Source organism: Mesorhizobium sp. M0048, assembly GCF_040323405.1.
Lineage (GTDB): Bacteria > Pseudomonadota > Alphaproteobacteria > Rhizobiales > Rhizobiaceae > Mesorhizobium.
On record NZ_JAMYUV010000051.1, the window covers coordinates 26263 to 41557 of the forward strand.

Annotated in this window: 14 protein-coding genes; 8 read left to right on the forward strand and 6 right to left on the reverse strand. The window is 60.8% G+C overall.

The genetic code is table 11. The annotated features are described in order from the left end of the window. Window positions 1–6: 6 nt before the first annotated feature. Together NKJ84_RS27635 and NKJ84_RS27640 are read right to left on the reverse strand one after the other, a co-directional pair. On the reverse strand, window positions 7–1494 hold the full coding sequence (locus NKJ84_RS27635; protein WP_352509055.1) for an NAD-dependent succinate-semialdehyde dehydrogenase: 1488 nt from the start codon (window positions 1492–1494) through the stop codon (window positions 7–9). Window positions 1495–1512: 18 nt separating this feature from the next. After that, the gene (locus tag NKJ84_RS27640) at window positions 1513–2739 is read right to left on the reverse strand and encodes an iron-containing alcohol dehydrogenase (protein WP_352509056.1); all 1227 of its coding nucleotides are present in this window, start codon (window positions 2737–2739) and stop codon (window positions 1513–1515) included. 187 nt (window positions 2740–2926) lie between these two features. Between NKJ84_RS27640 and NKJ84_RS27645 the strand changes: the two genes are divergently transcribed. The 4 genes from NKJ84_RS27645 to NKJ84_RS27660 all read left to right on the forward strand — a co-directional run bounded on the left by NKJ84_RS27645 (window position 2927) and on the right by NKJ84_RS27660 (window position 5339). Next, window positions 2927–3628 carry a GntR family transcriptional regulator gene (locus NKJ84_RS27645; RefSeq protein WP_352509057.1) on the forward strand — a complete coding sequence of 234 codons (702 nt, stop codon included), beginning with the start codon at window positions 2927–2929 and terminating at the stop codon, window positions 3626–3628. 153 nt (window positions 3629–3781) lie between these two features. Continuing rightward, a complete protein-coding gene (locus tag NKJ84_RS27650) occupies window positions 3782–4375 on the forward strand; it encodes a DJ-1/PfpI family protein (protein WP_254819857.1) in 594 nt (197 codons plus the stop codon). 302 nt (window positions 4376–4677) lie between these two features. After that, a complete protein-coding gene (locus NKJ84_RS27655; RefSeq protein WP_352479447.1) occupies window positions 4678–4905 on the forward strand; it encodes a CopG family transcriptional regulator in 228 nt (75 codons plus the stop codon). Next, window positions 4902–5339: a TA system VapC family ribonuclease toxin gene (locus NKJ84_RS27660; protein ID WP_352509058.1), complete on the forward strand. Its 438-nt coding sequence runs from the start codon at window positions 4902–4904 to the stop codon at window positions 5337–5339. The genes NKJ84_RS27655 and NKJ84_RS27660 overlap by 4 nt, the downstream gene beginning before the upstream one ends. Window positions 5340–6051: 712 nt before the next feature. Here NKJ84_RS27660 and NKJ84_RS27665 read toward each other — a convergent pair. From NKJ84_RS27665 to NKJ84_RS27680, 4 genes are all read right to left on the reverse strand, one after another. Further along, window positions 6052–6507, reverse strand: a complete 456-nt coding sequence (locus NKJ84_RS27665; RefSeq protein ID WP_352509059.1) for a type II toxin-antitoxin system VapC family toxin — start codon at window positions 6505–6507, stop codon at window positions 6052–6054. Next, window positions 6488–6730, reverse strand: a complete 243-nt coding sequence (locus NKJ84_RS27670) for a type II toxin-antitoxin system Phd/YefM family antitoxin (protein WP_352509060.1) — start codon at window positions 6728–6730, stop codon at window positions 6488–6490. The genes NKJ84_RS27665 and NKJ84_RS27670 overlap by 20 nt, the downstream gene beginning before the upstream one ends. A gap of 430 nt (window positions 6731–7160) precedes the next feature. Then, the gene (locus NKJ84_RS27675; RefSeq protein ID WP_352509061.1) at window positions 7161–8288 is read right to left on the reverse strand and encodes an NAD(P)/FAD-dependent oxidoreductase; all 1128 of its coding nucleotides are present in this window, start codon (window positions 8286–8288) and stop codon (window positions 7161–7163) included. Between the two features lie 63 nt (window positions 8289–8351). After that, entirely contained in the window at window positions 8352–9353 is a 1002-nt protein-coding gene (locus NKJ84_RS27680; protein WP_352509062.1) for an SIS domain-containing protein, read from the reverse strand. Window positions 9354–9453: 100 nt separating this feature from the next. Between NKJ84_RS27680 and NKJ84_RS27685 the strand changes: the two genes are divergently transcribed. From NKJ84_RS27685 to NKJ84_RS27700, 4 genes are all read left to right on the forward strand, one after another. After that, complete coding sequence (locus NKJ84_RS27685; RefSeq protein ID WP_352509063.1) at window positions 9454–10344, forward strand: PfkB family carbohydrate kinase; 891 nt, start codon at window positions 9454–9456, stop codon at window positions 10342–10344. 134 nt (window positions 10345–10478) lie between these two features. Continuing rightward, on the forward strand, window positions 10479–11315 hold the full coding sequence (locus NKJ84_RS27690) for an ABC transporter substrate-binding protein (RefSeq protein ID WP_352509064.1): 837 nt from the start codon (window positions 10479–10481) through the stop codon (window positions 11313–11315). Between the two features lie 76 nt (window positions 11316–11391). Then, complete coding sequence (locus NKJ84_RS27695) at window positions 11392–12921, forward strand: amino acid ABC transporter permease/ATP-binding protein (RefSeq protein ID WP_352509065.1); 1530 nt, start codon at window positions 11392–11394, stop codon at window positions 12919–12921. Between the two features lie 89 nt (window positions 12922–13010). Beyond that, a complete protein-coding gene (locus NKJ84_RS27700; RefSeq protein WP_352509066.1) occupies window positions 13011–14141 on the forward strand; it encodes a LacI family DNA-binding transcriptional regulator in 1131 nt (376 codons plus the stop codon). The last annotated feature ends 1154 nt before the right edge of the window (window positions 14142–15295 follow it).

A 15295-nucleotide genomic window follows, 5' to 3' on the forward strand; every position in this document is an offset into this window, starting at 1 on the left:
TTCTGCTCACATGCTGATGGCGAGGTATTTCGCCTCCATGAATTCCGCAATGCCGTGATGCTGCCCTCCCTCGCGGCCAAGCCCGCTCTGCTTGACGCCGCCGAAGGGGGCTGCCGGATCGGACATCAGCCCGCGGTTGAGAGCAATCATCCCGGCCTCGATCCGGGAGGCCACCCGCATCCCGCGCGCCAGATCGCGCGTGTAGATGTAGGCAGCAAGCCCATATTCAGTGTCATTGGCGCGCGCGATGACCTCGGCCTCGGTTTCGAAGCTGGAGATTGGCGCCACCGGCCCGAATATTTCCTCATGCGCCATCTTTGCCTCGCCTGGCACGTCGCGAAGCACTGTCGGAGGGTAGAAGAAACCACGTCCGGCCAGGACTGAGCCGCCGCACAAGACCCGCGCGCCGCGTGCGACCGCGTCGATGACAAGGCGGTCTATCTTCTCGACCGCCTTTTTCGTAATCATTGGCCCGCATTCCGTGTCCGGATCAGTGCCGGGGCCGACCTTGAGCGACGACATCCGCTTTTCGAGGCCATCCGAGAAGGCTTCGTAGATGCCGGATTGCACGTAGAGGCGGTTCGCGGCCGTGCAGGCCTCGCCGGCGTTGCGCATCTTGGCCACCATTGCGCCATCGAGCGCCGCTTCGAGATCGGCGTCGTCGAACACGATAAAAGGGGCATTGCCTCCGAGCTCCATGGAACACGAAACCACATGCCTGGCAGCTTCTGCCAGCAGCGCGCGACCCACACCCGTCGAACCGGTGAAGGAGAGTTTGCGCACCCGCGGATCGGCCAGCATGGCGGCTGTCAAAGACCCGGGACTGGAGGTTGTCAGGACGTTGACCACCCCCGGTGGAACGCCTGCGTCCTGATAGAGCGCGGCCAGCGCGTAGGCGGTAAGCGGGGTCTCACTGGCCGGCTTCAGGATCACCGTGCATCCAGCGGCAAGTGCCGGCGCGATCTTGCGCGTAGCCATTGCGGCAGGAAAATTCCAGGGCGTGATCAGGACGCAGATGCCGATCGGTTCGTAGTCGACCACGATGCGGTTGGTGCCGGAAGGCGCAGTACCGAATTCACCGGTAATGCGAACAGCCTCCTCGGCATTCCAACGGAAAAACTCCGCGGCGTAAGCGATCTCGCCTCTGGCATCCCGCAGGGCCTTGCCATTTTCCAATGCGATGAGAGTAGCCAGCGCTTCCGATCGTTCCGTCATCAGTTCAAAGCAGCGTCGGAGGATCTCGGAGCGCTTTCGCGGCGACGTTGTCCGCCAGCCATGGGCTGCCTTGGCAGCGGCGGCAACGGCGGCGGCCGCGTCCTCCAAGGTCGCATCGGGTACGGCAGCGATGATGGCTTCCGTCGAGGGATCGATAACCGGAATTACCTTGCCATCCGCGGACTGCCGCCATTGGCCGTCAATATAGAGCCCGTGCGAAATTGTGTGGAAGTCGCTGACGCCCTGATCATCCGACAGAACCTGTGAAAACGTGTTCATCTCGATATTCCCGATTGTTTACACCGCGCAGCTGGCGAGGTCGCCATCAAAGGCGGCCTGGACCAGGCGTCGCATGGACCTCAAATCGAATGGCCGTGGGTTGTTCTTGATGAGGCGCTCGATACCGATCGCTTGTTCCGCCGTCCAATCGAGCTTGTCGGCGGGCAGCCCTAGCTCGGCCAACGAGGGGGTGATCCCGATTGCCCCAAACAGGCGACTGACCTCGCCAATGGTCGCGTCGGCCAACTCGTCCGGCGTCCGGCCCTTTCCATCGAGGCAGAGCGCGCTGGCGATCTCGGCCATCTCGGTCGCTGCGGCTGTTCTGTTGTACTTCATGACATACGGCAACATGGTGGCGACACCCAATCCGTGAGGGGTGTGGGTTATCGCGCCGACCGGGTATTGTACGGCGTGCGCTGCCGCCGTGCCGGCCGTCCCGAACGCGCAGCCGGCTGCAAGTGCGCCCATCATCACGTCGGCCCGGGCGTCCTCGTCAGAAGGCCGGCGGTATGCCGTTTCGAGGCTTCGGCCAAGCAGCTTGATCGCCAGCAGGGCGAAATGATCGGTCAAGGCGGTTTTGCCGATAAAGACATGTGTCTGCGGAAGGCCGGGATCAGTTCCGCGCCTGGCGGCGGTGAAGGCCTCGATTGCATGCGTCAGCGCATCGGCGCCTGCGATAGCCGTCAATCCCGGCGGGCATGTCATCGTAAGTTCAGGGTCGCATATGGCTGCGGCCGCGATCAGATAAGGGCTGGAGATCCCGACCTTCAGTGTGCGATCCGGATCCGAGATCACGGCAACCGGGGTCACTTCAGAGCCGGTTCCGGCTGTCGTCGGCACGGCGATCAACGGCAGCGTTGGACCGGGCACCTTGAACTCGCCGTAGTAATCCTGGAGCTGACCGCCGTGGCTGATGAGCAACGCAGCGCATTTGGCCATGTCGAGACAACTGCCGCCGCCAATGCCGATCACCATGTCGGGCGCGAACTTCCGCGCCTCCTCGACGCAGACGGCAACCGTGTCTCGGGGAACGTCGGGTAGTACTCGGTCATGCACCAGCACATCTATCGCGGCGGCTCGCAGCGCCGCGACAGTCTCCGCGAACGAGCCCGTTGCGGCAAAACGTTCATCGGTGCAGACGAGCGCGCGACGCCCGAGCCTGGCCGCGACAACCGGAATGACGTGGCGTTGGCCCTTCCCGAAGAGGATTTCGCGCGGCAGCCTTATGGCAGCGAAAAGGCTCATGACCTGCATCCTATGACGATGTCTGGAAAGGCTGCGGGCGCGGCACGCTGCTCCCCGCAGGGCCACCGCTAGCGCCATTGCTTCGTCTCGTAACGGCGGCATGATATCCTCTATAAAATCGTATAGGATATAGGATTGCATTGGCTCGAGCATCGTGTTAGCAACTCAATGTGTCAAGAGGCAAAACATGCAGGCCATTAACTTACTCAATGCAGACGATACGAACCTCGGCGGCGGGCGTATCCAGCGCTCCAGCAGCCTGGTTGAGGACGTCTACGAAGCGATTTTTGCGCAACTCATGTCGCTGAAGATTGCGCCGGGCTCGCGCATCACGGTCGACAGCCTGGTCAAGGAATTCAACGTCTCCCATACGCCGATCCGCGAGGCGCTCGGCCGGCTCGAGGGCGAAGGCCTGGTGCTGAAGACGCATCTGATCGGTTACCGCGCTGCGCCGCAGATCACGAAACGGCGGTTCGACGAACTCTACGAGCTTCGCCTGCTGCTAGAGCCTCATGGTGCAGCAAAGGCAGCGGTGCTCATGGATGAGGTAAAGCTCGCAGAACTTCAGAAATCCGCCGGCGTCATGGCGCGCCATGAGGGCAAGGACGAGCGTCTGCGGTATTCCAACTTCGCCCGCCAGGATGCCATTTTCCATGACAAGGTCATGGAATTCGCCAACAACGAACTCGTGCGCGAGACACTGGCTCACCAGCATACCCACTTCCACATATTTCGCCTGATGTTCCATTCGCGCGTCACCGAGGAGGCGCTTGACGAGCATGAGGCCATTCTGGCCGCTTTCGCTGCGGCCGATCCTGCTGCTGCCGAGCAGGCGATGCGTCGCCATATCGAGCATTCCCGCGACCGTTTGTTGTTGGCGTTCGACTGAGACTGTCCCGATGTCCCCGTACCCGCCATCGACGATCATCACGCAGGCCAGTGCCAACGAAGACTACTTCCCCGATTCGGCCTTCTAGAAACTCAAACCTGCCGGGCGAGTACAGGTCTCGCCCGGCCCCGTTGTCACAGGAAAGGAAGTACCATGCCAGGCAAAAAGATCCTGATGCTGACCGGTGAATTCACCGAGGAATACGAAATCTTTGTCTACCAGCAGGCTATGGAAGCGGTGGGCCACACTGTTCACGTCGTGTGCCCAGACAAAAGCGCCGGAGACCTGATCAAAACGTCGCTGCACGATTTCGAGGGCGATCAGACCTACACCGAAAAGCTCGGTCACTATGCACTGATCAACAAGACCTTCTCCGACGCCGAGAAGCAGCTGGAGCAATACCACGCTGTTTACTGCGCCGGCGGTCGTGGGCCCGAATACATCCGCACGGACAAGCGCGTGCAGGCGATGGTGCGTCACTTCCACGAAAGCAAGAAGCCGATTTTCACGATCTGCCACGGCGTGCAGATCCTGATCGCGGTAGATGGCGTCGTGCGTGGCAAGAAGGTCGGTGCACTGGCGGCATGCGAGCCGGAGGTGACGCTTGCGGGCGGAACCTATATCGACCTGTCTCCAACGGAGGCATATGTGGATGGGACGATGGTTTCGGCAAAAGGTTGGACGGCGCTTGCTGCGTTCATCCGCGAATGCCTGAAGGTGCTGGGAACCGAAATCCGCCACGCGTAGACCTTTGCTCCGACGCATCTCAAAGGGGGGTGCGTCGGTCCTTGCTGCAGCCTCCGTAGCTTCTGCCGATAGTCTCCCGAGCTGATAAGCTTCCGGAAGGCACGTCCCTTAGGTAGCGCGGCCATAACGGTCCTTTCGGCCCTGCGCAACTTTGTCGGGAGTCAAAGTATGAGGGAATCCGGACAACTCATCTGCTTACGACGCTACGAAGTCGCACCGCTGTCGGAAGTCGCACAGCTTGAGTATCCGACGTCGCTATTCTATATGATGCGTGATGTTTGATGCGCACCAAGGAGGGCGATATGAGAACCACACTTGCGATCGATGACGATGTCCTGGTCGCGGCCAAGGCCATCGCCCAGCAGCAGGATCGCAGCCTCGGCGAGGTCATCACCGATCTCGCACGGCGCTCGCTGCGCCGGCCTCAAGCCGGCGGCGAGCGTAACGGGATTCCTCTTCTGTCGCCTCGGCCGGACGCACCTCCTGTCACGCTTGAGACGGTCAACGCCTTGCGAGACGAACTGCCTTGACGTTCCTGCTCGACGTCAATGTGCTGGTCGCGCTGATCGATCCTGGCCACGTCGCCCATGACGACGCGCATGGCTGGTTCGAAGTGACCGGTAACGCCGCATGGGCTACGTGTCCCATCACCGAAAACGGCGTCCTGCGCATCGTCGGCAACCAAAGATATCCCAATTGTCCCGGCTCGCCCGCCGTCGTTGCGCAAATCGTTAGCAAGTTGCGGACTCTGCACGGGCACAGCTTCTGGCCCGACGATGTGAGCCTGGTTGGCTCTGGCAACATAGATGCAGCGAAAATCCTGACCTCGGCACAGGTCACCGACACCTATCTTCTCGCGCTCGCCAAGGCGCGTGGCGGCCAGCTTGCAAGCTTTGACCGCAAGCTGCCGGCGGCGGCCGTGAAGGGCGGGAAGTCTGCACTCCACCTGATTCCCACAAGGTAGACCACCGGGGTCTTTGTGTCTGTTCCCGCAGTTGAGATAGGCGTAGCCGCGCAGCACCATCAGGCTGTTGCGCTCAGGCGCAAACGCGCGACCGTTGCTCGAAGGCCCGATTGTCTCGATATGCCGCCTCTCATCGAAAGCGGTTGTTCTTGGGCTCCAGAAAGCCCGGCTCGGATTCTACACCGCGGCCACGATCCAAGGTCGCCTCAGCGTCGTTGGCCGGCTCGCGCTTCTTTCTGTTCCGGCCGCTTTTCCGGCGCCGGCCGTTTCGATGCTGCGCTCGCCGACAGTTGGATACGTGTGGATCGTCCCGACGCGGCTTGTGTCTGCCACGCGACTGCTTTGTCGCCGATGGTCCAATGGGTCGGCTTTACCACGCCGGCCTCGTCGAAGTGATGAGGCGGCATGCCAGCAGCATCTGGCCCCCCAGCATTGCAGCCACCCTTGGCCCGCATATCGGCGCGTTATCGAACTGCCAAGGTCGCTTGTGCCCGTTTCTTTCCGCAAATAGGATTTTAACCGGTTTTCCGGGCCGACCGGCGGTCAAGCGCCTCTGGGCACAAAATGCCTTCCTAGCCAGATGGGGCAGGTTCCCAGGGCGCGGGCGTCGTCGGTCAAAGTTCGGCCAGAAACTTGCGGCGATCCAGGGGCAGCACGGAAACGAGAGACTTTGGCACGTCGAACAACATTGGCAGGTGGTCGAGCGAAGAGGTCAGTTGCCATTCGCGAGCGGCCCCAGAATTCGGACTCCCTGGCCGCGCGCGGCAAATGCGAGCTTACGATCGAGGGTGGCCAGGGGCAACTCGGTTTCGATTGCCAGCGCAAGATAGGCGGCGTCATAGACGCTGAGCCCGTGCGAAGCCGCTAGGCTCAGCACCGCGCCGTCCGACCCGCCGCCCGCGTCCTCTAGCGGCAATCGGCGCAGCCGTGCCATGGTGGTGGCAGCTTCGCCCGCCGCGATGCGGCCACACCGCTCGGCAATCAGTACGACGTTCCGCGCCTCGTGCCAGAACAGAGAAGGGACAGGCGCCCTTGTTCCCGGCAATCGTCGCATCAGGGCGGCCGCCGCCTCGCTGTCTTCATCAGGAAGAATCCAGGCAGCCGCCATGGAAAGGTCGACAACGAAAGGCATCACACGATGATCGCCATCAAGCGCGGCGCCCTTCATCGCGCCAGGCCCGAATTTCGTCCTGCGTCACGGGCTTGGCGCGGGCCCGGGCAGCGCTGATCTCTTCGATCACGGCTTCGACATCGTCGCGCCGTTGAATCCGCGACAGTTTAGCGATGGGATCGTTGCCGCGCGAAATAATCACCTCCTCGCCTGCTTCGACTCTTGAAAGCAGTTCCGAGAGATGCGTCTTGGCCTCGCCAACTTTCACCGTGATGGGCATTTTCTGTCCTTGTACACGTCGGGGCCCCTCGCGGCGAGCCGTGTTCATTGCCGTTGAGCTGAGTGTGGATTGCCCGACAATCGCTGTACACAACAATAGGCGCAATGCTGACGCTTGGTCAATGCTTGGTCAAGTCACTAGGCCTGGACATTGCCGACCCCTCGCAGACCGCAAGGCGGGCCGTCTCTCAACAAGGTGAAGTTGTTCGTTCTGGTGGAACGGGGCTTCTGATCGTGCGCGGTTATCTGGTTTTCGAAGATGCGGAGGCTTGCAACTTGTCGCGGTCAGCGCACTCCAATGGATCGCGAGTGGCCATCTGACCATAAGACGACGACCTGATCACGCGATCCTGTCACCCCTCTCTCGGTAAGGGCAAGATTCCCCAGGCCCGCGGCCCATCTGGACGGTTCGGCCTTGCCCAATTGCCCTTTCAGTTGAAACGATTAGGGCGGAACGTTGCAAGCATGGGATGCGGATTGCCTGAGGCGATTTCTTTGGCAAGCAATTCGCCGACGATCAATCCAAGCGTGGCGCCGCTGTGGCTAAAGGCGACGTGAAGCCCGGCAACGGTCTCGACGGAGCCAAGCACTGGCTCGCCATCGCCGGGGATCGGCTTCGGGCCAACTGCATAGGTAGCGAGTTGGAGCCGCGGATTGCCCTCGAGCACCGCACTAGCCTCCTCGAGCAGTCCTTTGACGGTCTTGTCGTGCACGGTGTAGGTTCCGTCGGAGTTGACCATGACTTCTTCCTCCGACCACGCCGAATCCAAAACAAGTGCGCCATCCGGCGTCGGGCGCACCGCCACGCGGGGCGTATTCAGCACGGCACGGAGCTCGGTCTTGATCGGCTTGGTTTTCAAGAGAAGTGAAATCGGGGTGGCGTCGGGGACATGAACTCCGACCGTCGCGAGCATGGCGGGCGTCGCTGGCCCAACGGCAAGGACCACCGCATCCGCCTTTAACGGCATACCGTCGGCAGTGACGACGCCACGCGCGCGACCATCTGTGGCATCTATCCGCACGCGTCCAGCGTTCTGCACGAGTTTGCCGCCGCGGGAGCGGAACTCATTGAGCAGCAGATCGATCAGGCAGGGCAGGTCAACCCATCCTTCGCCAGGATTGAAGATGGCACCCTGCGGGGTGATGGCGCTGGCGTTGACGCCGGGCGCCACTGCGCCGACTTCGGCAGGGCCGAGCAGAAGCGCGTCATACCCGATATCCTGCTCCAGCTGGCAGATGGACGCGATCTGGTTCGCCTCGTCATCCGCATCCCAGGTGAGGCCGCCGTCAAAGCGAAGCCAGGCCGCCGTTTCCGGCCTTGTGGCGGCCAGGGTCCGATAACGGTCGATGCCTGCAAGCCTCAGGCGGTGGTAGGCAGTGTCCGCACGTCGTGCTGAGTTCAGCCAGGAAAGTGAACGGCTGGATGCGCCATTGGCGGGCGCGCCGTCGTTGACAATGGTTACATCAACGCCAAGACGAGCGAGGTGCAACGCGGAAGAGATGCCGAAGATGCCCGCGCCGATAACAACGACATGGCGCGGCTTTGGGAATGCAGTCATAGAGAAATCCTTCTTCGCAGAAGACGGGCTGGAGTTGTTAGATCGCTGCAGAGCGCGGCGGAACTAGTAGTCCGTTAGCTTCTTCATGTAGCGCCGGCCCTCGAGCATCGGCCGGCCGCGCAGACCGGCCAGCTCGTAGGCAAAACGCCACAGAGTGTCGAAGAAGACCAAGGGCACGAGATAGGGTTTGATGCGATTGGACATACCGCTGAGGTCGAGTTCCGCTCCATCGAGCACCAGGGTGTTTTCCCGGCTGCCGTACTTGACAAGGAAGTCGCGGGCGCGTTCCGTGAGGCGCCTCGTTTCGTCCAAGCCCAACATCACGACGAAGCCGGCATCCTTGTCCACCACCTCAAAGGGGCCATGGAAAAACTCGTTGGCGTGTATGGCCTGCGAGTCGTACCATTGCATCTCCATCAACACGCAGATGGCGTAGGAATAGGCCGCGCCATAGCTGGCACCGCTGGCAAGTGTGTAGATCCCCTTGCGCGGCGCGAAACGGGGTGCAAAGGCCCGAAACCGGTCGGCATAGATCCGGTGCGCACGTTCGATGGCCGGCTGAAGATGGCTCAGGCTCATCAGCAGGTCGGCGGTTAGCTTGGCATCCTCCCGAGCATCGATCAGGCCAGCGAGCAACATATAGAGCACGCCGTAATTGCTGTAGGCCGCATCGATTGCTTTGCCCGTCGTGTAGGATGCCTGGTAGGCTACCGGGTGGTCGACCGCCCGCGCGAGGGGCGATGTTTGGTCGAGCGTCATACCGATTGTCGTTGCGCCTCGGTGTTTTGCGTGATTGGCCGCCCGCACGGTCTCCGTGGTGGTTCCTGTCTGCGAACAAAGGACAACGAGCGTGTCAGGTCCCAACCGTCGCGGATCTCGGCAGACGAACTCATCCGCGTTGTAGATGTCGCAGGCGAATGTGCCGCTGTGACGGTCGACGAAGTATTTGCCTGCCATCATGATCGAGAGCGAGCCGCCGCACGCCACGAGGAATAGGTGCGAAAATCGCTTGCCCGTCGTAGCGGTCAGGGCGCGTTCCACGTCGGCGGGCAGGGCGGAAATCATGAGCTTCCTCGTCTCGTTGACAAGCTTGGCCGGGGGCACAATTGACAGATAGTGGTGATTGTGCGAACGTTCTCATATCCTTTAAACTGAAAGTCATGCAATGGTCAAGATTGCCGCGATGGGTGATAACGTGGTCGATTGTTATCTTGCTCGCGGCGAGATGTTCCCCGGAGGAAACTGCCTCAATGTCTCGGTCTATGTGAGCCGCTTCGGCGGGCAGTCGGCCTATGTTGGAGCGATCGGCAAAGACCGGGCCGGGGACCTGATCTGCGCTGCACTGGCGTCGGAACGCGTGGACGTCACCCGATTGCGTCGCCTCGAAGGGTCGACTGCCTACTGCCTCATAGGTCACCGAAACGCTGATCGGATTTTCCTGGACTTCGACCTCGGCGTCTCGATGTTCACGCCAACGCAAGAAGATCTGGATTTTCTCTCGGGCTTTCAGGCCGTCCACATCGGCCAATCCAGCGGGTTAGACCCGTGGGTTGCCGCGGTATCGAGCAAATCCCTGTTATCTTACGATTTTTCTACACGGCGGGAGCCGGGACACCGGCGCGAGATTGGGCGCTATTGCTATCTGGCCTCCGTCTCGGGCGACGGTCTCAACGACGATAAATTGGCTGCAATCGTATCCGAACTGCTTGCATGTGGTTCAAAATGGGTTCTGGTGACTCGAGGTCGAGCTGGCGCGGTGCTTCACAGCGACACCGTCTCCTACAGCACCCCGGCGCGGCTGGTCGAACCCGTCGACACCCTGGGCGCGGGCGACACCTTCATCGCCAGAACGCTATTCGGCCTGCTTAAGGAAGAGGCGCCTCAAGACATTCTCGGCCATGCCGCGGAGGCGGCGGCCGCTACCTGCCAGTACTACGGGGCGATCGGCCACGCGACAGCAATCGAGTTAGGAAAGATGACGCCGGAGATCCTTCGCGGAGCTAGGCACGCTCAAGACTGGAAACCGTCTAGCAGCGAAATTCTCCGAAGCAATTGACGCGAGAAATGGACAATGCTAGTGAAAATGATAACGTTCTCACCTATCTGACCAAAACGCCACCTAAGAGCGTTTAAATGAGACGTCGAGTGGGATCGCAGGGCCGAGTTCGGCCAATCGTAAGAGGAGAAGACATGCACACGAATTTGAGCAGGCGCCAACTGGTGAAATCCGGTCTGGCGCTGACGATCGCGCTGTTGACAGGACTTGGCACGTTGGCCTCGTCAACGCAGGCAAACGCGGCCGACAACCCCTACAACCTCATCGACCCGACGGTGATCAGCGTCGGAACCATGGGCGATGCGAAACCCTATGTCTTCACCGACGCCAACGGTAACTTCACTGGCTTCGACGCCGAACTGTTCCGTGATGTGGCGCGCCGGCTCGGGTTCAAGGAGGAACAGGTCGTTTTCACCGGCCAGGAATTCTCGGCGCTGCTGCCGTCGGTGGCCAACGGCCGCTTCGACGTCGCTGTCGCGGCCATCGGCACGACCGCGGAGCGCAAGAAGACCGTGGATTTTGGCGACGGCTATCTCGCCGGCTACCTGTCGATCATTTCGGCGGATCCGGCACTGACGAGCAATGAGAGCACCGCCGGAAAGCGCATCGGCGTGATCCAGGGAACGCTGCAGGAAATCTATGCCGAGAAGAATCTGAAGGGCGACATTGTCAAATTCCCCGACAACAACACTGCGGTGGCGGCGCTGAATAACGGGACGATCGATGGCCATTTCACTGATTATGAGTCGGCCAAGCAGTATGTGGAGCGCTATAAGAACCTGAAGATAACAATGAACGTGCCGTCCTTCGATGCGCCGGCCGGGTTCGTGGTCAAGAAAGGCAACGATGCCTTCCGCGAGGCGCTGAATAAGGCGCTGCGCGAGGCCATGGACGATGGCACCTGGAAACGGCTGCATGAGAAGTGGTTCCCGGGCACTCCGATGCCCGATCAATATCTGCCCAAGAAGTAAATTCGCGCGTATTCATTTTCGTTTCCGGCCGGGCCCGTGAGCAACGGTGCCCGGCCGAGTTATAGATGGACTTGATATGAGCTGGTTCGATACCTTCGCCCGCAGCTTCCTTGATTTCCAGGCGATGGCAGAAGTTCTGCCAAACATGGTGATGGTCGGCCTCAAGAACACTTTGATCCTGGCCCTTGCCTCGACGTTTTTCGGGACGCTGATCGGTATCGTCCTCGCTGTCATGGGGATTTCCGAAAACCGGCCGCTGAAACTCCTTGCCCGAGTCTACACCGATATCTTCCGCGGGCTTCCCGCCATTGTCACGATCCTGATTATTGGCCAAGGCTTCGCGCGGTTGGGCCGAGATCTGTTCGGTCCATCGCCTTATCCGCTGGGCATTCTGGCACTCAGCCTGATTGCCGGCGCCTACATCGGAGAGATTTTTCGCGCCGGTATTCAGAGCGTCGAGCGTGGTCAGATCGACGCAACGCGCACTCTCGGTATGACGTACGGCCAAGGCATGCGCCTGGTGGTGATCCCGCAAGGCATCCGCCGCGTCCTGCCTGCACTGGTCAACCAGTTCATCGGTAACGTCAAGGACTCCAGCCTGGTCTATTTCCTTGGCCTGCTCGCCTCCGAACGCGAACTGTTTCGCGTCGGCCAGGACCAGGCCGTGCTGACCGGCAATCTGTCACCACTGTTGCTGGCCGGCGTGTTCTATCTCGTGATCACGGTGCCGCTAACCCACCTCGTCAATTACATCGACGCTCGCATGCGCGTCGGCAAACGTATCACCGCTGTGCAGAGCGGCCTCAAGGAAGTCGCCGAGCTTGCCGAAGCGATCGTGCCGGGCGCAGCGACGTTGCCTGCAGCGGCGCCCACACGCTTCAAGGGCGGCGGCATCGAGGTCAAGAATATCGACATGGCCTACGGCGTCGTCCAGGTGCTCCATGACGTCAGTCTGAAAGTGCAGCCCGGGACCGTCACCTGCCTCATCGGGCCGTCCGGCTCGGGCAAGTCGACCTTGCTGCGTTGCCTCAACCGCCTCGTAGAGTGTCGAGCCGGTGACATTCTGCTCGATGGCGAAAGCATCTACAAACAGACCCCTGACCAACTCCGGCGGCGCGTCGGCATGGTTTTCCAGCAGTTCAATCTGTTTCCCGACCGCAGCGCCCTCGCCAACATCACCCTGGCGCTGCGCAAAGTTAAACGCATGTCGCGCGAGGAGGCTGAGGGGGCGGCCTTAGCGAGGCTGAATGAAGTCGGACTGCTGGAGCGCAAAGATCATCGGCCGGCTAATCTCTCGGGTGGGCAACAGCAGCGGGTGGCCATCGCGCGCGCCTTGGCCCTCGAACCTGAGGTTATGCTGTTCGACGAAGTCACCAGTGCCCTCGATCCGGAATTGGTCAAAGGTGTCCTGAATTTGATGGCCGACCTCGGGCGGGGCGGGATGACGATGGTGGTCGTTACACACGAGATGAACTTCGCTCGCAAAGTCGCGAACCAGGTCGTATTCATGGACGAGGGGCGGATAGTCGAGGCAGGACGACCAGAGGACCTTTTCGACAATCCGCAGAGTCCACGTCTTCGGCGCTTTCTGTCAGAGGTGCTGTGATTGCAATGGTGTGCGCAACGGCGGGTGCTTCGGTGTTCGGCCTTGCGGCGCGGGCTTAACTGCCGCTAGGTCCCCGTCACAACGCGCGCATGGGCGGCGGGGTTTGCCGAGTGACTCAAAGATCGTCGAAAAACGCAACTATCATAGAGGTCGCTCGCCGGGCCGGGGTGAGTTCCGCCACGGCCGGGCGTGTCCTTGGTGGGTACGGCTACAGCAGCCCCGAGGTTCAGGAGAAGGTGCGCGCCGCGGCAGCTGCGCTGGGCTATCGGCCCAATCGCCTGGCCAAAGGCCTGATCACCGGTAAGACGCAGACTATCGGAGTTGTCGTCGGCGACATCGAAAGCCCCTTCTATGCCAGCGTCCTGCGCGGAATAGGGGATGTCGCGCGCTGTGGCGGCTTCGGGGTTATCGTCACGAATAGTGACGAAAATGCCGAACTCGAGCGAGAGGCGGTGCAGCTCCTGCTGGAAAAGCAGGTCGACGGTTTAGTTGTCTCGTCGACTTTCGTGGACGAACCGGATCATCTTCGTGAGGCAGTCGCAGCCCGCTGTCCCGTCGTGCAGTTTGACCGCATGGTCGCGGGCCTGGAAACCGATACAGTGGTGGTCGACAATGTTTCCATAACGCGTAGCAGCATCGCGGCGATGATCGGCGCCGGACACAGCCGCATCGGAATTCTGGCGGAGCTCGGACCGGGCCAACGCGATGATGTTGGCTCGTTTGTGGCAAACGCCGATCTCTCCAGCGCTGATATTCGCTATCATCATCCAAGCTGGCAAAGGCTATTGGGTTACCTCGAAGCCCATCGCGCTGCGGGCATTACACCGGATCCGCAGTTGATCCGCCGCGTGGCGATCTATTCTAGCGAGGCGGCCCGCAAGGAGGCACTCGACCTGCTGACAATGCGCAATGCGCCGTCCGCCCTGTTTACCGCCGATGGCATGATGTCGACAGGCGTTCTGGAGGCGACATCGGCACTGAAGCTTGCGATCCCGGGAAACCTTTCGCTGCTTTGCTTCGACGATCTCGACTGGATGCAATTCGTGGCCCACGGCATCACAGCCATCGCGCAGCCAGCACAATTGATCGGAGCGGCGGCGGCGGAGCTTCTCTTGAGGAGGTTAGGGGAGGCCAGTTTGCCTTTCGAGCACCGTGTGCTGGCGGCCCGCTTGGTGGAGCGTAATTCAATTGCGGTTCACCGCAACCGCGAGGCCGTCTGATCTCCGGCCGCGACGGTCTGGCTGGAGCTGAATTGCAGCGCGTCTATGCCGAGGTTGAGGCCATGCACGGATATTGACGTGTCGTATGTCTCTTCGCTTGCCTACAACAACATCGGCCATCGGGATCGGCTCGGCTGAATGACAGCCCAGGCGGACTGCTGGGCACGACTACTACTGCTTGCGATGCCTCGGCGTAAGCTGCGCAAGAAAACGGGTGAGAACATCCGGGTTCCGATTGCGGATCTCGATGTCGCTCTTGCGCCGGATTGCGCCGCGTACAAGTCTGGCGCCGAGATAGCGGAACGGCTCTGGAGGCAATGCCAGCCGCCGGTCGATGCCGACAAGACCGCTGGCGCTCCGCCGGTCCTTGCGCTGAGCACCAGACTGGCGAGCACGCGGCCGCCGATGGGCGTCTGTGCAATGCCGGTTCCGTTGAAGCCCATGCCATAGAAGATGCGGGATGACCGCGCAGATGATCGAAGACGGGAACATGCTCGGGCGCGAGCTAAAGCGATCTTAGCTATGCCTCAGAGTCCTGTCGGATCCGCCAACAATTCGCAAAGTGTTCGGGGTTCCAGTCGGGAGACCGCCAGCGGCTAATCACCCAATCGAGGGATATAGCTGCGGTGCCTACAGCACGAGCTCCTTTTTCAAATGCACCAGTTCATTTTTTTGCAAAATTCGCGTGAAACAGCCGCTGTCGCCAGACAGAACAGCCCAAGCGAGCCGGCCCCAAGCCGCGCGGGAGCGTTCAAGCCGTTTCCTGTAACGGAGCATCGCGCGCAAAGCTTCGCCGCAGCCAATCGACAACAGCATAGAGACCGAACTTGTATGCGTGCGAACCCAAGGTGCGGCGAACATCAAAGCTGCGGCATCTTGATGGAAATGGGACCCAATGGTCCGTCTGCAGGGGTAGCCAATAACTTGCCAAGGCTGCGCTGTTGACGGGCTCAGGTCTCGTATCGAAAGAGCCACCTGGATTTACGCCGATTTTCTTCGGCGACGGTATGGTGATCAGGTGATCAGGTGATCAGCCCATTTGCGCGAGCGGTGACCTTGCCCCTCTGATCTAATCCGGTTTGAAGTTCGTTCTGGCCCATCGAGAGGACCAGGACATGAAACGTAGCCGCTTCTCTGAAGAGCAGATCATCGGA